Source organism: Luteimonas sp. MC1895 (assembly GCF_016457215.1).
Taxonomy (GTDB): domain Bacteria; phylum Pseudomonadota; class Gammaproteobacteria; order Xanthomonadales; family Xanthomonadaceae; genus Luteimonas.
In genome coordinates this window covers 289,460-307,920 of record NZ_JAEMDY010000003.1, presented here as the reverse complement: position 1 = coordinate 307,920, position 18,461 = coordinate 289,460, and the positions used below count along the sequence as shown (strand labels likewise).

At 72.8% G+C, this 18,461-nt stretch carries 12 protein-coding genes; 4 read left to right on the top strand and 8 right to left on the bottom strand.

What is annotated here, in order from left to right; translation table 11 throughout:
• Positions 1-78: 78 nt before the first annotated feature.
• A complete protein-coding gene (locus JG616_RS09435; RefSeq protein WP_343225007.1) occupies positions 79-2,952 on the top strand; it encodes an EAL domain-containing protein in 2,874 nt (957 codons plus the stop codon).
• A 22-nt stretch (positions 2,953-2,974) separates the two neighbouring features.
• Here the strand turns inward: JG616_RS09435 and JG616_RS09430 are convergent, their stop codons facing one another.
• The 5 genes from JG616_RS09430 to JG616_RS09410 all read right to left on the bottom strand — a co-directional run bounded on the left by JG616_RS09430 (position 2,975) and on the right by JG616_RS09410 (position 9,829).
• A complete protein-coding gene (locus tag JG616_RS09430) occupies positions 2,975-4,690 on the bottom strand; it encodes a VWA domain-containing protein (RefSeq protein WP_199392424.1) in 1,716 nt (571 codons plus the stop codon).
• A 79-nt stretch (positions 4,691-4,769) separates the two neighbouring features.
• Positions 4,770-6,275 carry an aldehyde dehydrogenase family protein gene (locus JG616_RS09425; protein ID WP_199392423.1) on the bottom strand — a complete coding sequence of 502 codons (1,506 nt, stop codon included), beginning with the start codon at positions 6,273-6,275 and terminating at the stop codon, positions 4,770-4,772.
• A 35-nt stretch (positions 6,276-6,310) separates the two neighbouring features.
• Positions 6,311-7,957: an acetolactate synthase large subunit gene (locus tag JG616_RS09420; RefSeq protein WP_199392422.1), complete on the bottom strand. Its 1,647-nt coding sequence runs from the start codon at positions 7,955-7,957 to the stop codon at positions 6,311-6,313.
• A 123-nt stretch (positions 7,958-8,080) separates the two neighbouring features.
• Positions 8,081-9,433, bottom strand: a complete 1,353-nt coding sequence (gene xseA, locus JG616_RS09415) for an exodeoxyribonuclease VII large subunit (protein ID WP_199359967.1) — start codon at positions 9,431-9,433, stop codon at positions 8,081-8,083.
• 90 nt (positions 9,434-9,523) lie between these two features.
• On the bottom strand, positions 9,524-9,829 hold the full coding sequence (locus JG616_RS09410) for a DUF2218 domain-containing protein (RefSeq protein WP_199359968.1): 306 nt from the start codon (positions 9,827-9,829) through the stop codon (positions 9,524-9,526).
• 86 nt (positions 9,830-9,915) lie between these two features.
• Here JG616_RS09410 and ispG point away from each other — a divergent pair, with 86 nt between their 5' ends.
• From ispG to JG616_RS09395, 3 genes are all read left to right on the top strand, one after another.
• Positions 9,916-11,208: a flavodoxin-dependent (E)-4-hydroxy-3-methylbut-2-enyl-diphosphate synthase gene (gene ispG / locus JG616_RS09405; RefSeq protein WP_199359969.1), complete on the top strand. Its 1,293-nt coding sequence runs from the start codon at positions 9,916-9,918 to the stop codon at positions 11,206-11,208.
• Positions 11,198-11,887, top strand: a complete 690-nt coding sequence (locus JG616_RS09400) for a phosphatase PAP2 family protein (protein WP_234446486.1) — start codon at positions 11,198-11,200, stop codon at positions 11,885-11,887. Before ispG ends, JG616_RS09400 begins: the two co-directional genes overlap by 11 nt.
• A gap of 188 nt (positions 11,888-12,075) precedes the next feature.
• The gene (locus JG616_RS09395) at positions 12,076-15,363 is read left to right on the top strand and encodes a S8 family serine peptidase (protein WP_199392421.1); all 3,288 of its coding nucleotides are present in this window, start codon (positions 12,076-12,078) and stop codon (positions 15,361-15,363) included.
• A gap of 66 nt (positions 15,364-15,429) precedes the next feature.
• On the opposite strand, the gene JG616_RS09390 is transcribed toward JG616_RS09395, so the two are convergent.
• From JG616_RS09390 to JG616_RS09380, 3 genes are read right to left on the bottom strand one after another with little or no spacing between them, the layout of a single operon-like run.
• A complete protein-coding gene (locus JG616_RS09390; RefSeq protein ID WP_199360823.1) occupies positions 15,430-16,299 on the bottom strand; it encodes a DMT family transporter in 870 nt (289 codons plus the stop codon).
• Between the two features lie 41 nt (positions 16,300-16,340).
• On the bottom strand, positions 16,341-17,399 hold the full coding sequence (gene murB / locus JG616_RS09385) for a UDP-N-acetylmuramate dehydrogenase (protein WP_234446485.1): 1,059 nt from the start codon (positions 17,397-17,399) through the stop codon (positions 16,341-16,343).
• Complete coding sequence (locus tag JG616_RS09380) at positions 17,396-18,454, bottom strand: quinone-dependent dihydroorotate dehydrogenase (RefSeq protein WP_199392420.1); 1,059 nt, start codon at positions 18,452-18,454, stop codon at positions 17,396-17,398. Before JG616_RS09380 ends, murB begins: the two co-directional genes overlap by 4 nt.
• Positions 18,455-18,461 lie beyond the last annotated feature (7 nt).

Genomic DNA, 18,461 nt, shown 5'->3' with positions numbered 1-18,461 from the left:
GGCGTGATCCGTCGTTCTTCCCTTGGTACTGGGCTGTGCGAGGGGATCTGGCAGGTGCAGGCAAGGTTGGACATTCCGGTGGCATCGCCGCCCCGCAAGGTCGATCTCGCGGGGTTGGCGGGCATGCTGGCGCAATCGCTGCCCACCGGGTCCCTGGTCGTGGTCTGCTGGAGCGACGAACGCCTGGGCGCAGGGGAATCGATCGTCGACGACGCCCCCGAAGGGCTCCGGGCGCGGGCCCACGGCCTGCTGGCCGGGGATCCGCCGCGGCGCGACGGCGGCAGGTCGATCGAGGACGCCTGGGAGGAGGGCGAGGCCGCGGTGGCCATCGCCACGCGCCTGCCGGAAGCGCTGACGCCCGGTTCCTGCGAGGCCTGGCGCGCGCTGGCGCGCCGGCTGGTCTCGGCGACCCTCGCCTCGGCCCAGGCCGAAACCCGCATCGAATCCCTGCGCAAGTCCGAGCGGCTGCAGCAGGCGCTGTACGGGATCGCCGACCTGGCGGGTTCGGGCCTGGACATGGCCCAGGTGCTGAAGCGGATCCACGGCGTGGTGGGCGGCCTGATGTCGGCCGAGAACTTCTACATCGTGGCCTACGACGACCTGCGCCACACCACCCGCTTCCTGTATTTCGCCGACCGCATCGATCCCTGGGTGGCCGAGCCCGACACGGAGATTCCGCTCGAGGACATGCCGGCCAGCCTGACGGTGGCCCTGCTGCGCCACGGGCATCCGCTGCGCGGCCCGTCCGAGCAGCTGCGCGGCCAGCTCGGGGTCGAGCGCGATGCCCGGCACGGGCCCGACTCGGCCGACTGGCTGGGGGTGCCGATGCGCCGCGAAGGCCGGGTCTGCGGCGCGATCGTGGTCCAGAGCTACGACCTGCCGGACTGCTACACCGACGAGGACCGCGCGCTGCTGGAGTTCGTCGCCCAGCACATCCTCACCGCGCTCGACCGCAAGCACGCCCAGGCCGAGCTCGAGCGGCGCGTGGTCGCGCGCACGCGCGAGCTGCAGCAGGCCAACGAGGTGCTGCAGGCCGAGATCGTCGAGCGCCAGCGCGCCGAGCGCCTGCAGCGCGCGCTGTTCCGCATCAGCGAGCTGTCGTTCACCGCCGAAAGCGTGGAAGGCTTCTACAACGACCTGCACGCCGTCGTCGGCGAGCTGCTGTACGCGCGCAACTTCTACATCGCCATGGTGTCCAGCGACGGCGGGCACATCGAGTTCCCGTATTCGGTGGACGAGCGCGACATCATCCGCGAGCCGCGGCGCATGATCCGCGGCCTGAGCGAATACGTGATCCACAGTGGCCGCGCGCTGCTGGCCGATCGCGACACCATCGCCCGGCTCGAGGCCTCCGGCGAGCTGCAGCACCACGGCTCGCTGGCGAACTTCTGGCTCGGCGTGCCGCTGCTGCGCGATGGCGTGGCGGTCGGGGTGATCGCGGTGCAGAGCTATTCGCCCGACATCGCCTTCACCGTGCATGACCAGAAGCTGCTGACCTTCGTCGCACACCACATCGGCGGCGCGCTGGCGCGCAAGCGCTCGCAGGACCACCTGAAGTCGGCGCACGCCGAGCTCGAGGACCGGGTCGAGGCGCGCACCCGCGAGCTGGAGGAGACCAACCGCGAGCTGCGCGCCCAGGTGTCCGAGCGCCTGCGGGCCGAACAGCGGCTGATCCACCAGGCGCGCCACGACCACCTGACCGGGCTGCCCAACCGCATCCACCTGCTGGAGCGGCTCGACGCCGCGATCGCCGAGACCCGCGGGCAGGCGCGCGGGCCGTTCGCGGTGCTGTTCCTCGACCTCGACCGCTTCAAGCTGGTCAACGACAGCGTCGGCCACGCGGCGGGCGACGAGATGCTGGTGGAGGTCGGCCGCCGGATCGCGCGGCTGCTGCGCGACGGCGACGTGGTGGCGCGCCTGGGCGGCGACGAGTTCGCCGTGCTGCTGGGCGACGCCGGCGACGAGACCGTCGCCCAGGCCGTGGTGGGGCGGATCCTCGCCGACCTCGGGCGGCCGATGTGGGTGGCGGGGCGCGAGCTGTTCCCCTCGGCCTCGGTCGGCATCGCGATGTGGCAGCCGCGCTACCACCACGGCGAGGACCTGCTGCGCGACGCCGACGCCGCGATGTACCGCGCCAAGGCGCTGGGCCGCGACCGCAGCGAGCTGTTCGACGAGGAGATGCGCGCCGAGGCCACGCGCCTGCTGGACCTCGAGGCCGACCTCCGGCGCGCGATCCTGTCCGATGCGTTCGAGCCCTGGTTCCAGCCGATCGTCGACCTGGCCACCGGCCTCGTGGTCGGCCACGAGGCGCTGCTGCGCTGGAACCACGAGCTGCAGGGGCCGCTGCCGCCGGGTGCCTTCATCGGCGTCGGCGAGGACAGCGGCCTGATCGAACAGGTGGACTGGCTGGTCTACCGACGCGCCTTCGACTGGATGACGCGGCACCGCGAGGGCTACGTCTCGATCAACGTCTCGCCGCGCCATTTCCACTCCGACAACTTCGCCGAGCGCCTGCTGCAGATGCTCGAGGACGTGGGCGCCGATCCGGCACGGCTGCGCATCGAGATCACCGAGGTGGCCCTGCTCGACGATGCGCCGCGCGCGCTGCGCATGCTGAAGACGCTGCGCGCGCGCGGCGTCTATGCGCTGCTGGACGACTTCGGCACCGGCTTCTCGGCGCTGTCGTACCTGCACCGCTTCCCGATCCACGCGCTGAAGATCGACCAGAGCTTCGTCGCCGGGCTCGACGACGCGCTGCATCCCGAGAGCCTGGCCCTGGTGCGCGCGATCCTGGCGCTCGCGGGCACGCTGGGCATCGACACCATCGGCGAAGGCGTGGAGACCGCGGCCCAGGCCGAGACCCTGCGCCAGCTCGGCTGCACGATGGGCCAGGGCTTCCTGTTCGGACGCCCGATGCCCGCGCCCGCCGCCGGCGACCGCGGCGCGGCCTGAGCGGCGGCGGGGCAGGATCACGTCAGTCGCCGCCGGCGTGGGCATCGGCGCGGGTGGCGAGCCGGCCGGCCTCCACCAGGGTGGCGAATTCGGCGCGCAGGCCCCAGCGGTCGTCGCCGCGGTTGGCGGCAGCGCTGGCCGCGATCGCATCCCAGTTCCAGCCGCCCAGGTGGTGGCCGCCGCGCAGGGCGTCGGCGAAGGCGGCGACCGTGGCGGCGAAGCGCAGCGACTCGCCGGGCTGCGCGCGGATCGCGTCGCGGCGCAGCGGCACTTCGATCAGCCGGCTGCGGTCGTTGCCGGGCAGCTTGTAGCGCAGGCGCAGGTGCGCGAGTTCCCCGGTGGCCGCGGTGGTCTGCGCGGGCGCGGCGTAGCGCAGCGCGGGCAGGCGCTCGCCGCCCGAGCCCGCCAGCGCGATCTCGTACAGCGCGGTCACCTCGTGCCCGGCGCCGATGTCGCCGGCATCGACCCGGTCGTTGGCGAAGTCCTCCTCGCGCAGCATGCGGTTGCTGTACCCGACCAGCCGGTATTCGGCGACCACGGCCGGATTGAACTCGACCTGCACCTTGACGTCGCGGGCGATGGTCAGGAGCGTCGACGCCATCTCCTCCACCAGCACCTTGCGCGCCTCGAGCAGGGTGTCGACATAGGCGTGGTTGCCGTCGCCGGCATCGGCCAGGCGCTCGGCCATGGCGTCGTTGTAGTTGCCGGTGCCGAAGCCCAGCGTGGTCAGTGCGATGCCCGAGCCGCGCTGGTCGGCGACCATGGCCTCGAGCGCATCGCGGTCGACGGTGCCGACGTTGAAATCGCCGTCGGTCGCCAGGATCACCCGGTTCGCACCGCCTTCGACGAAGCCCTGGCGGGCCATCGCATAGGCCAGCTCGATGCCGGCGCCGCCGTTGGTGCTGCCGCCGGCCTGCAGGCGCCCGAGCGCGGCGAGGATCTCGCCCTTGCGATCGCCCGCGGTGGGCGGCAGGACCAGCCCGGCCGAGCCGGCGTAGGCGACGATCGACACCCTGTCCTGGGCGCGCAACTGGTCGACGAGCGCGCCGAAGGCCTGGCGCAGCAGCGGCAGCTTGTCGGGCGAATGCATCGAGCCGGAGGTGTCGACCAGGAACACCAGGTTGGCCGGCGGCAGCTGCGCCTTGGGCACGTCGTAGCCGCGGATGCCGACCATCAGCAGGTGGCGCGCCGGATCCCAGGGCGCGGGCGCGATCTCGGTGGTCACGGCGAACGGGACCTCGCGGGTGCGCGGCGCCGGGTGGCCGTGGTCGAAGTAGTTGATGAACTCCTCCGCACGGACCGCGTCCGGTGGCGGGCGCACGCCCGCGCGCAGCATGCGGCGGACGTTGCTGTAGCTGCCGGTGTCGACGTCGACGGAGAAGGTGGACACGGGGTGCTCGGACGCGCGGCGGACCGGGTTGTCGTCGAGGTCGGCATATTCCTCGCGATTGGCGGGCGGCGCCGGCGGACGCTGCGGCGGCATGACCGCGTAGGCGGTCGGGGCCGGGGCCTGCGCCATGCGCGTGGCCTCCAGCCGCCGTCGCGCACCGGTCGTTTCGATGCGGTCGAGCATCGCCTCCTGTGCCACCGGGGCGGGCGGGGCAGGTGGCGCGGCCGGCGTCGACTTCGGGACGGGCGCGGGCGCGGCGGGCGCGCCGTCGGCGGAGGACTGTGACGTCTGGCAGGCGGCGAGCAGCAGGCTCGCGGCGAGCGCGGCAGCGAAGGGAAAGCGGTTCATGGCGGACTCCGTCGGTGGACGCAGGAGGCCAACGCGCAAGGCGGCCGGGCGGGGTTGCCCGCCCGGCACGTGCATCCGCTCAGACCGGGTCGCGGATCACCAGCAGGCGCGGCTCGGTCATGTCCTCGATCGCGCAGCGCACGCCTTCGCGCCCGAGGCCGGAGTCGCGCACGCCGCCGTAGGGCATGTTGTCGACGCGGAAGCTCGGCACGTCGCCGACCACCACGCCGCCCACCTCCAGGCGGTCCCAGGCGCGCATCGCGTGCGCGAGGCTGGCGGTGAACACGCCCGCCTGCAGGCCGAAGGCGCTGTCGTTCACCCGCGCCAGCGCCTGGTCGAAGTCGTCGAACGGCTCCAGCATCGCCACCGGGCCGAAGGCTTCCTGACGGTAGAGGTCGGTGTCGGGCGGGACCTCCTCCAGCAGCGTTGCCGCCAGCATGCTGCCCTTGCGCTCCCCGCCCGCGACCAGCTTCGCGCCGGCCTTGCGCGCGGCGCGGATCCACGATTCGACGCGGATCGCCGCGTCCTCGTCGATCATCGGGCCGATGACGGTCTTTTCGTCGCGCGGGTCGCCCATGCGCAGCTGCTGCACGGCGGCCTTCATGCGGCGCTTGAGCCGGGGATAGAGCTCCGCATGCACCAGGATGCGCTGCACGCTGATGCAGCTCTGGCCCGACTGGTAGTAGGCCCCGGTGACCAGGCGCTCGACGACGTGGTCGAGGTCGGCACCGGGATCGGCATCGATGATGCAGGCCGCGTTGCCACCGAGTTCCAGCGTCACCTTCTTCTTGCCGGCGCGTGCCTTGAGGTCCCAACCGACCAGGCCGCCGGTGAAGCTCAGGAGCGCGATGCGCTCGTCCTCGACCAGCTGCGCGGCGTCCTCGTTGCTGCAGGGCAGGATCGAGAACGCGCCGCGCGGCAGGTCGGTCTCCGCCAGCACCTCGGCGATGATCAGCGCGCCGACGGGGGTCTTGGCGGCGGGCTTGAGCACGAAGGGACAGCCGGTCGCGATCGCGGGGGCCACCTTGTGCGCGACCAGGTTCAGCGGGAAATTGAACGGCGTGATGAAGCTGCAGGCGCCAATCGGCACGCGCTTGACCATGCCGCGGTAGCCGCGGCTGCGCTCGGAGATCTGCAGCTCCAGCACCTCGCCCTCGATGCGCGTGGCTTCGCCGGCGGCGATGCGGAAGGTGTCGATGAGGCGCGCGACTTCGCCGCGCGCGTCGCTGATCGGCTTGCCGGCCTCGATGCACAGCGCCAGCGCGAGCTCGTCGGCGCGCTCGCCAAAGCGCCGCACGCAGTGCTCCAGCACGTCGCGGCGCGCATCCGGCGGGAACGCGGCCATCACCGGCTTCGCCGCGTGCGCGGCGACCAGGGCCTTGCGCACGGTGGCGGCGTCGGCGAAGGCGACCCGGGTGGCGACCTCGCCGGTGTACTTGTCGAGGACCTCGAGCCCGGTGTTGGCGGCCACGGCGCGGTTGGCGAGGTAGTAGGGGTAACTCGGCGCCAGGCCGTCGCGCGCGGCGCGGCCCCGGGCCGCGTCGGTCTTCTTCGTCTTCGCCTTCGCCTGTTTACTGCCCGCCATTGCCTGTCCTCCGTTCGGTTGCCGCCTTCCGGCGCTCATTCCACCGCCGCGCTGAGCCGCGGGATCTCCTCGTTGAGGAGCCAGTCGTCATCGGCATAGTCCACCGGCACCTCGATCAGGTCGACGCCCGGGGTCGCCAGCGCCTCGCGCAGCAGCGGCAGCAGCCCGGCGGCCGACGCCGGCCGGTGCCCGCGCGCGCCATAGCTCTCCGCGTACTTCACGAAATCCGGATTGCCGAGGTCCATGCCGTAGTCCGGGAAGTCCTCGTGCGCCTGCTTCCACTTGATCATGCCGTAGGCATCGTCGCGCAGCACCAGTACCACCAGGTCCAGCTGCAGGCGCACCGCGGTCTCCAGCTCCTGCGAGTTCATCATGAAGCCGCCGTCGCCGCAGACCGCGACCACCTTGCGATCGGGATGGACGATGCGCGCGGCGATCGCCGAAGGCAGCCCCGCGCCCATGGTCGCCAGGGCGTTGTCGAGCAGCAGCGTGTTCGGTCGCCGGCAGCGGTGGTTGCGCGCGAACCAGAGCTTGTACAGGCCGTTGTCCAGGCAGGTGATGTCGTCCGGGCCCAGGGCTTCGGCCAGGTCGGCGACGATGCGCTGGCTGGCCATGGGGAAGCGATCGTCGCGGCTGCGTTCGCCCAGCTGGCTGCACAGCGCGGTGCGCACGCGGTCGAAGAAGGCGAAGTCCCAGTGCGCCTGCGGTTCGAGTGACTCGCCCAAGCGCCGCACGGCATCGGCGATGTCGCCCACCACCTCGAGCTGCGGGAAATAGACCGCATCGACCTCGGCGCCGTCGTAGTTGACGTGGATCACCGTGCGCCGGCCCTCGCGCATGAAGAATGGCGGCTTCTCGATGACGTCGTGGCCGATGTTGACGATGCAGTCGGCGGCGTCGATCGCGCGGTGCACGTAGTCGTGGTCGGACAGCGCGGCGGTGCCGATCCACAGCGGGTCGGTCTCGTCGAGCACGCCCTTGCCCATCTGGATGCTGAAGAACGGGATGCCGAGCCGGTCGACGAAGCCGCGCAGGGCGCGCGCGGTGGTCTTGCGGTTGGCGCCGGCGCCGATCATCAGCAGCGGGTGGCGTGCGTCGCGGATCGCCGCCGCGGCGCGCGCGATCGCCTTGTGCTCGGCGACCGGCCGGCGCGAGTACGACCTGGCGATCGGCACCGCGTCCGTCGGGTCGCCGGCGATGTCCTGCGGCAGCTCCAGGTGGGTGGCACCCGGGCGCTCGTCCTCGGCGCGCCGGAAGGCTTCGCGCACGCGTGCCGGGATGCTGTCGGCGGAGACCAGCTGGCGCGTGTACTTGGTCAGCGGGCGGAGCGTGCCGATCGTGTCGATGATCTGGAAGTGGCCCTGGCGGCTGCTGCGGATCGGCTTCTGGCCGGTGATCATCAGCATCGGCATGGCCCCGAGCTGCGCGTACGCGGCCGCGGTGACCAGGTTGGTGGCGCCCGGGCCCAGCGTGCTCAGGCAAACGCCCGCGCGACCGGTGAGGCGGCCGCAGGTCGCGGCCATGAAGCCGGCGGCCTGCTCGTGGCGGGTCAGGACCAGGCGGATGCGCGAGGTGCGCAGCGACTCGATCAGATCGAGGTTCTCTTCCCCCGGGATCCCGAAGATGGTCTCGACGCCTTCGGCTTCGAGCGCGGCGACGAGCAGGTCGGAGGCCTTGGCCATGGGCTGCGGGTTCCTCGGGCGGCGGCAGGAACCGGCAGTATGGGGATCGCGGCGTTAGCGTCGGGCGAGCATGCAGGTGCGATGCCGGGACCGGGCGCCGGCCGCGCCGGCGAAGCGGCGCGATCAGTCGTCGCGGCGTTCGACGCCTTCCACGCGCACGCGCAGCTCGCCATCGCCGACGCGCGCGGACAGCGGATCGCCCGGCGCAGCGTCGCCGACGCCGCGGACCACGCGGCCATCGTCGTGGCGGAGGATCGCGTAGCCGCGCGCCACCGTGGCCAGCGGACTCACCGCATCGAGCGAGCGGGCCAGGCCTCGCAGGCGCAACGCATCGGCCTGCAGCCGGCGTGCGACCGCGGCCTGCGGACGCGGTGCGAGCCGTGCCAGGCGTTCGCGCAGCGCGGCAAGCCGGCGCTCCGGACGCGTCGCGCGCAGCACCGCCCCGGCGTGGCGCAGGCGTGCGCGCAGGGCGGCGTCGCGCGCCTGCCAAGCCGCGTGCAGCCGGCGTAGCGCCTGCTGCTGGCGCTCGTCCAGCGCGCGCAGGCGCGCCTGCGGTGCGACCACCTGCAGCCGCAGCGAGGCGTGGTCGGCGCGCTGCATCCGGTCGCTCATGCGCTGCAGCTGCAGCACGCCCATCCGCTGCTGCAGGCCGCGCAGGCGGGTGGCGACGTCGACCGCGTTGGGCACCAGCAGCTCCGCGGCGACCGACGGCGTGGGTGCGCGCAGGTCGGCGGCGAAGTCGGCGAGGGTGAAGTCGGTCTCATGCCCGATCGCCGAGACCACCGGCACCGGCGAGGCGGCAATCGCGCGCGCCAGGGCTTCGTCGTTGAAGGCCCAGAGATCCTCCAGCGACCCGCCGCCGCGCGCCAGCACCAGCACGTCGTAGCGGCCGCTGCCGGCGGCGCGGTCGAGCATGCCGCGGATCTGCGCCGCGGCCGCGTCGCCCTGCACGGGCACCGGCAGCACGTCGACCTCGAGCAGCGGGAAGCGCCGTGCGAGCACGCTGAGCACGTCGCGCACCGCGGCGCCGGAGGGCGAGGTGATGAGGCCGACGCGTCGGGCATAGGCCGGGAGCCGGCGCTTGCGTGCCTCGTCGAACAGGCCCTCGGTCTGCAGCTTCGCCTTGAGTTCGTCGAACGCCCGGCGCAGCGCGCCTTCACCGGCCTCCTCCATGGAGTCGAGGATCAGCTGGTAGTCGCCCCGCGCCTCGTACAGCGTCAGGCGGCCGCGGGCGAGCACGCGCAGGCCGTCCCGCGGCTGGAAGCGCAGCCACTGGCTCTTGGGCCGGAACAGCGCGCAGCGCACCTGGGCGCGGGCGTCCTTGAGGGTGAAATAGAGGTGGCCGGACGCCGGGCGCGACAGGTTGCCGATTTCGCCTTCGACCGCGACCACGGAGAAGGCGTCCTCCAGCAGGCTGCGGGCCAGCGCGTTGAGCTGGCTGGGGTTGAGGACGTTTTCGCCGGAGGAGGGGAGCATGGCGGCAGGATACCGGCAGCCCCGGCTGGCGGCGTGGCCGGCACGCGGGTCCGCGGGCGGGGGCGGCCGCCTGGCCGCGGCCGGCACCACTCAGTCGGCGCGCGTGCCCGGCTGCCAGCCGATCTCTAGGGTTTCGCCGCGTGCCATGCGGTGCAGGTGGTTGGCGACCACGTCCTGGTACCGGCGCAGGCGAGCCTCGTCCGGGGCTTCGATCCGGGCCTCGAGGGCGCTGGCGCCGGCGGAGAGGCGGGCGACGGTGTGCGCGTCGAAGGCGATCCGCGCCTGCGTGGCGTCGAACTCGACCTCGAGCTTGTGCGCCCAGTGGGTGCACAGACGCTTGATCAGGCGGCTGGCGTCGGTGGTGGCGATGGTCGCGGAGGCGGTGGATACGGGCATGGGGGAAACCTTGTCCTGCAGTCCCTGATGAACTGGGGGGAAGGCGGCGCGGTAACAAGCACCCCGGCGGGGACTAAAATGGAACGATGAACGCCATTCCGCAGACCCGCCCGACGCACGCCGCGCACACGCTCGAAGAATGGGCCTTCGGCCCGGCACCCCGGCGCGCCACCCGCCAGGTGCGGGTGGGCGGCATCGCCGTCGGCGGCCAGGCGCCGGTGGTCGTACAGTCGATGACCAACACCGACACCGCGGACGTCGAGGGCACGGTCAAGCAGGTCGCCGCGCTCTGGCGCGCGGGCTCCGAGCTGGTGCGGGTGACGGTCAACAACGCCGAATCCGCGGCGGCGGTCCCGCGCATCGTCGAGCGGCTGGCGATGATGGGCGTCGAGGTGCCGATCATCGGCGACTTCCACTACAACGGCCACCAGCTGCTGGCGGCCGAGCCTGCATGCGCCGAGGCGCTGGCGAAGTACCGCATCAACCCGGGCAACGTCGGTTTCGGCCGGAAGAAGGACCTGCAGTTCGCGCAGCTGATCGAGTTCGCGATGCGCTACGACAAGCCGGTGCGCATCGGTGCCAACTGGGGCTCGCTCGACCAGGCCTTGGCCGCCGCGCTGATGGACGAGAACGCCGCGCTCGCCGAGCCCCGGGACGCCGGCCGCGTGCTGCGCGAGGCGCTGATCCGCTCGGCGGTCGACTCCGCCGAACGCGCGGTCGAGCTCGGACTCGCCCGCGAGCGGATCATCCTGTCGGCCAAGGTCAGCGGCGTGCAGGAGCTGATCGCGGTCTATCGCGACCTGGCGGCGCGCAGCGACTTCGCGCTGCACCTGGGCCTGACCGAAGCCGGCATCGGCAGCAAGGGCATCGTCGCCTCCAGCGCTGCGCTGGCGGTGCTGATGCAGGAAGGCATCGGCGACACCATCCGCATCTCGCTCACGCCCGAGCCGGGCGCGCCGCGCACCCAAGAGGTGGTGGTGGCGCAGGAGCTGCTGCAGACCATGGGCCTGCGCGCGTTCACGCCGATGGTCACCGCCTGCCCGGGCTGCGGCCGCACCACCAGCGAGTTCTTCCAGGAGCTGGCCAAGGTGGTGCAGGAGCACGTGCGCGCGAAGATGCCGGAATGGAAGATCACCCGTCCTGGCGCCGAGCACATGACGCTGGCGGTGATGGGCTGCGTGGTCAACGGCCCGGGCGAGTCGCGCCACGCCGACATCGGCATCTCGCTGCCGGGCACGGGCGAGGCGCCCACCGCGCCGGTGTTCATCGACGGCGAGAAGGCGATGACGCTGCGCGGCGGAAACATCGCACAGGAGTTCGTGGCCCTGGTCGACGCCTACGTCGACCGCCGCTACGGCGCCGCCGTGCGTGCCGACTGAGGATCCTTCGGCGCCGCGCGGCCCGGGCGACGGGCGCGTCGTCGTGCCCGATGCGCCGCCGACGGTGGCCGGCGGCGCGTGGTGGCTCGCGGGCGGAGTGCTGCTTCCGCTGGCGGTGTTCGCGCTGCTGGCGGCGTCGGTCGGCGCCGGCCCGCTGGCCTTCGACCTGCCGCTGCTGGGCATCGCGCAGGGCAGCGGCGGCGGGCGGCTGGATGCGGCCTGGGCCCTGGTCTCGCGCCTGGGCTACGAATGGGGCGTCGTGCCCTTCGACCTCGCCCTGGTGGCCGCCTTGCTGCTGTTGCGGCGCTGGCGCGCGGCGCTGTTCGCGGCGATCGCGCTGGGCGGCTCGGGACTGCTGAACGTCGGGGCCAAGCTGGCCTTCGGCCGGGTCCGGCCGGAGCTGTGGGAGTCGATCGCGCCGGAACAGAACTTCAGCTTTCCCAGCGGCCACGCCATGGGCTCGATGACCCTGGCCTGCGTGCTGGCCCTGCTGCTGTGGCGCACGCGCTGGCGCAGGCCCGCCATCGTGGGCCTGGGCCTGTTCGTGGCCGCGGTCGGCTGGTCGCGCATCCACCTGGGCGTGCACTACCCCTCGGACATCCTCGCCGGCTGGGCGCTCGGCCTCGCGTGGACGGTGGCCTGGTGGATCGCCTTTTCACGTGGGGCCCGCGCCGCCTGAGCGGCATCCGGTCGCGGCCGGGAATGGCCAGGCCCGGGACTTGTCGTGCGCGTCCTTTCGGGGGATGCTCCGGAGCGCAGCGGCGAACCGCCCTGCGCGTCCGATGCAGGGGCTGGCAACACCGTCGCAGGATGGGTTGCCCGGGGGCCGGGCGCAGGTCATCCATACCGGGGGAGAGTTTCGTGATCATGAAATCCAGCTTGGCGATGGCGGTGGCCACCGCCGTCGTGGTGACGGCCGCGGGCGCCGCCGCCGTGGGAGTGAAGTCGAGGATGGCGGCACCGACACTGGCGCAGCCCGCGCCGGTGCCGGCCGCGATCGCCATGCCGCGCGCGCCGAAGGAGGCGCTCGAGCCGCATATCGTCCTGTTCGCCGAGCCGGCCCTGGCCTCGTACCGCGGCGGCGTGCGCGGGATCGATGCACCGGCGCGCCGCGCCGGCGGGCGCCTCGACGTGGGCAGCCGCCAGGCGGGCGCCTACGTCGACTACCTGCGCAGCCGCCAGGCCGCGCGCGAGTCCGACATCACCCGCAGCCTGGGCCGCGGCCTCGATGTCTCGCACCGCATGCAGCACGCGGTCAACGGCATCGTGGTCGCGCTGACGCCGTCCGAAGCCGCCAGGATCGCGCGCATGCGCGACGTGCGCCTGGTCGAGGGCTACCGCGAGTACACGCTCGACACCGACACCGGCCCGCGCCACATCGGCGCGGCCGCGGTCTGGTCGGGTGCCGCCGCGGGCAGCGCGCTCCAGGGCGAAGGCATGGTGGCCGCGATCCTCGATTCCGGCATCAACTTCGGCAGCCCCTCGTTCGCCGCGCTGGATCCCACCGACGGCTACGCCCACGTCAATCCGCTCGGCGCCGGCAACTACCTCGGCACCTGTGCCCCCGGGGGCGTCGACGAGGGCCGCTGCAACGACAAGCTGATCGGCGGCTACGACTTCGTCTGCGAAGCGCCGGGCGACACCTGCAGCAACCCCGGCTTCCGCGAGGAGCCCGGCTTCGGCGACACCAGCTCGCACGGTACGCACGTCGCCTCCACGGTCGCCGGCAACCGCCGCACCGTGGGCATCAGCGGCGCGCAGGCCGACATCTCCGGCGTGGCCCCGCGCGCAAGCCTGATCGCGCTCGACATCTGCTACACCAACATCGCCACCGGCCAGGGCCTGTGCCCCAACGTGTCGGCCGTGGCGGCCGTGGACCAGGTGATCAAGGACGGCGTGGCCGACGTCATCAACTACTCGATCGGCGGCGGCGCGCAGCCGTGGAGCGAGGCGGTCTCGCTGGCCTTCCTCGACGTCGTCGCGTCCGGCGTGTTCGTCGCCAGCTCGGCCGGCAACAGCGGCCCGGCGGCCAATACGCTCGGCCACCTCGAGCCCTGGGTGTCGGCCACGGCGGCGGCGCAGCACGGCCGCGAGGGCTATTCCTTCCTGATGCAGGTCACCGGTCCGGGCACCGTGCCGGAGCCGCTGACGGCCATCGAACTGACCACGGGCTCGAACGGCGTCGGCCACACGGCGGCGTATCCGGCCACCACGCCGCTGCGCGTCAGCCCGAACATCGACGCCATCGATGACGGCTGCGCGGGCTATCCGGCCGGCAGCTTCGCCGGCGCGATCGCGGTCGTGCGCCGCGGCAGCTGCAGCTTCACGATCAAGGTCAACGCCGCGGGCGCCGCGGGTGCGGTGGCGGTGGTGATCGCCAACAACGTGCCCGAACCGGTCCTGCCGTCCGTACCGGACACCACCGTCCCGGCCTTCGGCGTCGACCTGGCCACCGGCAACGCCCTGCGCAACTTCCACCAGGCCAACCCGGCGGCCACCGCGGCGATCGGCTTCCCCGCGGCCCCGGTTCCGAACACGCCGGATGCGCTGGCGTCGTTCAGCTCGCGCGGGCCGGCAGGCACCTTCAGCCTGATCAAGCCCGACGTCACCGCGCCCGGCTACGCGATCCTCGCCGCCGTCGCCGGCACCACCATCACCGGCTTCGAGAACGCGGTCGGCCTGATGAACGGCACCTCGATGGCGTCGCCGCACCAGGCCGGTGCCGCGCTGCTGGTGCGCCAGGCGCGTCCGGACTGGAGCGTGTCCGAGGTCAAGTCGGCGCTTGCCATGACCGCGACCAGCGAGGTCTTCCTCGAGGACGAGGTGACCCGGGCGGGTCCGTTCGCGCGGGGCTCCGGCCGGATCCGCGTCGACCAGGCCCTGCGTGCGGGCCTCGTGCTCGACGAGTCGGCCGAGAACTACCTGGCGGCCAACCCGGCGACCGGTGGTGATCCCTCGGCGCTGAACCTGCCGAGCCTGGCCAACCGCAACTGCGAGACCAGCTGCACCTTCAGCCGCACCGTCCGCAACGTCGACGGCCGCGTCCAGACCTGGTCGGCGAGCCTGAGCGGACTGCGCGGCAAGGTGACGCCGATCGTGGTGCGCATCCCGGCCAACGGCACCGCGACCTTCCAGGTGACCATCGACAGCAGCAGCCTGTCCAACAACGGCAGCTGGAACTTCGGCAACCTGCGGCTCAAGGCCACCAGCCTGCGCGGCGGCAAGCCGGACCCGGTGCTGAACCTGCCGATCGGCGTCGCGGTCCAGCCGCCGGTGGTCAACCTGCCTGCGGTGACCTCGGCCACCGTCGCGGCGGGCGGCCAGGGCTCGGTGACGATCCCGCTGGGCAACACCGGTGGTTCGGTGCTCGCCTGGTCGGTCGACAACACCGGCGATGCGATCAGCCGGATCGTCGAGCGCTGGCGCGGTGCGGTCGGCAGCGGCTTCCGCGCGACCCGCTACACGGATCCGGCCTCGGCCGGCGGCCTGCTGGCCCAGTTCTCCGGCGATGACTTCGTGGTCGATTCCGCCACGCGCATCACCGGGCTCTCGGCCGAGGGCTTCGTGGTCAGCGGCGCGGCGCTTGCGGCCGCGGCGCAGTCGCTGCAGTGGAGCATCTACCCCGATGCGGCCGGCGTTCCGGCCGGCAATCCGCAGACCAATCCCGCGGCAGCGGTCTGGACCTACTCCAGCGCACCGACCGGGGCCGGCGTCTCCCTGCAGGGCGGCCGCATCAGCCTCGACCTGGCCGCTGCAGGCCAGGCCGTCAACCTGGCACCCGGCCGCTACTGGGTGGTGATCAACACCACGGGCTCCTTCGCCAACCGCTGGGCGTGGTTCGGAAGCGCGGACGGCGCGGGTGGTTTCGCCGGCATCAACATCGCCGCAAACGGAACCGGCTCCTGGATCGCCAACACGGCGTTCAACGGCCTCGACCTGCAGGTGGACGCCGAGGTGCCGTGCGGCGCCAGCTGGCTCGGTGCGATCGCGCCGGCCGCGGGCTCGCTGCAGCCGGGCGACAGCCGGCCGCTGGTGGCCCAGCTGCTGGCCAACGGCCTGGCCGCCGGCAGCTACACCGGCTATGCCTGCGTCGCGAGCAACGATCCGGTGTCGCCGCTGAAGGCCTCGCGCGTGGCGCTCACCGTCACGCCGTGATCCCCGGATCCGTGCCCTGACGGGCAGGGCGTGACAGGCGAAGGGCCCGGGAAACCGGGCCCTTCGTCATTCCGCGGGCTTGGCGCCCTCGGCCGGGGCGGTGGTCGCCTCGCGGCGCGCCAGCTGCACCTCGCGGTGCGCGATGTAGGCGTTGGCGACCAGGATGATGGCGGCACCGAGCAGGGTCCAGCGCGTGGGCGCTTCGCCGAACAGCAGCCACGCCGCCAGCGCCACCAGGGGCAGCTGGATGAAGCTGATCGGCTGCAGGGCCGAGACCTCGCCGATCTTCAGGGCGCGGGTCCACAGCAGCTGTCCGCCGGTGCCGAAGGCGCCGAGCAGGAGCAGCCACAGCCACTGGATGCCCTGCGGCCACTGCCAGGCGAACAGCGCCGGCACCAGCGACATCGGGACCCAGAAGACATAGGTGTAGAAGACGATCGTGTCGGCCGCATCCACGCGCGAGAGCTGCTTGATCTGGATCGCCACCAGCGCCGAGAGCAGGGCGCCCGACAGCGCCACCAGGCTGCCGAGGCTGAATTCCGCGCTGCCCGGGCGCACGATCACCAGCACGCCGACCAGGCCGATCACCACCGCCGACCAGCGGCGCAGGCGCACGGTCTCGCCGAGGATGAACACCGCGGCCACGGTGGCGAACAGCGGCGTGGCATACGACAGCGCCACCGCCTGCGCCATCGGCAGGTGGCCGAGCGCCCAGAAGCCGCACAGCATCGAGCCCACGCCGACCGCGCAGCGCACGAGGTAGCGCGGCAGCTGGGTGGTGCGCGGCAGCTGCCAGCGCCCGCGGAACAGGAACGGCAGCAGGAACAGCAGGCCGAACAGGTTGCGGAAGAACGCCACCTCGTAGGTCGACAGGGCCTCGGAGGCCAGGCGGATGGTGACCGCCATCGCGGCGAAGAAGCTGGTGCTGCCGAGCATCAGCAGGGCGGCGCGCGCCTGCGGGGTCGAGGCGGCCCCGCTCACCAGGTGGCACCGACGATCCGCGGCTCCGGCTCCAGGGCCACGCCGAAGCGCGCCTGCACCGAATCCGCGATCCGCCGCGCCAGCGCCAGCAGGTCCTCGCCGGTCGCCCGGCCGTGGTTCACCAGCACCAGGGCATGCCCCGGCGCCACGCCGGCATCGCCATCGCGATGGCCCTTCCAGCCGGCTGCGTCGATCAGCCAGGCCGCCGAGAGCTTGGCCAGGCCCGGTCCCGCCGCGAAGCACGGGAGGTCGGGGTACGTGGACGCCAGGGCATCGGCCTGCGCCTGCGCCACGATCGGATTCTTGAAGAAGCTGCCCGCATTGCCGAGCACGGCCGGGTCGGGCAGCTTCCGCCGGCGGATCCGGCAGACGGCGTCGGCGACCTGGGCCGGCGTCGGGATGTCGATGCCCATGTCGGCGAGCTCGCGGCCGATGCCGGCGTAGCCCAGCTCCAGCCGCGGCGTGCGCGCCAGCGCGAACTCGACCGCGGTCACCACCCAGCGCGACGGTTCCCGCTTGAAGCGGCTGTCACGGTAGGCGAAGCCGCAGTCGCCCGCGGCCAGCCGCACCAGGGCGCCCGCTTCGCGGTCCCAGGCCTCGACCGCGTGGATCCGACGATCGAGCTCCACCCCGTACGCGCCGATGTTCTGGATCGGCGCCGCGCCCACCGTGCCCGGGATGAGCGCCAGGTTCTCCAGGCCCGACAGGCCCAACGACAGCGTCCGCAGCACGAAGTCGTGCCAGGCATGACCCGCTTCGGCCCGCACCAGCACGCGCTCGCCGTCGTCTTCGAGGATGCGCGCGGCGGCACCGGTCAGCGCCAGCGCGACACCGTCGAGCGGGCCTGCGAACAGCAGGTTGCTGCCGCCACCGATCGGCAGCAGCGGGCCGCGGTCCATCCGCGGGTCGGCCAGGGCGGCGGGCAGGGCGGAGGCGTCGGCGACTTCGACCAGCCACGCGGCGCGCGCCGGAACCCGGAAGCTGGTGCGGCCGCCGAGGTCGGCGTCGCGCGTCCAGCGCAGCGCGGGCACGGCGTCGAGGGCGGCGGTGTTCACAGGTTGGGCAGGTTGCCGCGGCTGGGGGCTTCCTTGCGGCGACGGATCGCCTCGACGCATTCGCCGATCAGGGCCGGGCCGCGGTACACCAGGCCGGTGTAGAGCTGGACGAGCGAGGCGCCGGCCGCCGTCTTCTTGGCGGCGTCGGCACCCGACAGGATGCCGCCCACGCCGACCAGCGGGATCGTCTCCGGCAGCCGCGTGCGCAGCATCCGCAGCACCGCGGTCGACTTGTTCATCAGCGGCTCGCCCGACAGCCCACCGGTTTCGTGCGCATGCCGGTGGCCCTGCACGGCGATGCGCGACACCGTGGTGTTGGTGGCGATCACCCCGTCCACGCCGAGGTCGCCGAGCACCCGTGCCGCGGCGTCGATGTCCTCGTCGCTGAGGTCGGGCGCGACCTTGACCAGCACCGGCACGCGACGGCGGTGGCGCGCGGCCAGGCGCTCCTGGCCTTCGCGCAGCTCGCCGACCAGCCGGCGCAGCGCCTGCTCTTCCTGCAGTTCGCGCAGGCCGGCGGTGTTGGGCGAGGAGATGTTGACGGTGACGTAGTCGGCCAGCGCGTAGACGCGCTCCAGGCAGTGCAGGTAGTCGGTGTGCGCGGATGCGTTGGGCGTGTCCTTGTTCTTGCCGATGTTGATGCCGAGCACGCCGTCGCCACGACGCCTGGCATGCGACACGTTGCGCACCAGCGCATCCACGCCGCCGTTGTTGAAGCCCAGGCGGTTGATCACCGCACGGTGCCCCGGCAGGCGGAACATGCGCGGCTTCTGGTTGCCCGGCTGCGCGCGTGGCGTCACCGTGCCGACCTCGACGAAGCCGAAGCCCAGCGCGAGCAGGGCGTCGATGTGGTCGCCATTCTTGTCCAGCCCCGCGGCCAGGCCGACGGGGTTGGGGAAGGTCAGGCCAAAGGCCTTGGTCGGGAACGGGCGCGGCGGTGCCGCCACGAGGCGCTGCAGGCCGGTCCGGTGCAGGGCCTCGAGCGAGTACAGCCCCAAGCCATGCGCGCGCTCCGCATCGAGGGCGAACAGGAAGGGGCGCGCCAACCCGTACATGGGGCGT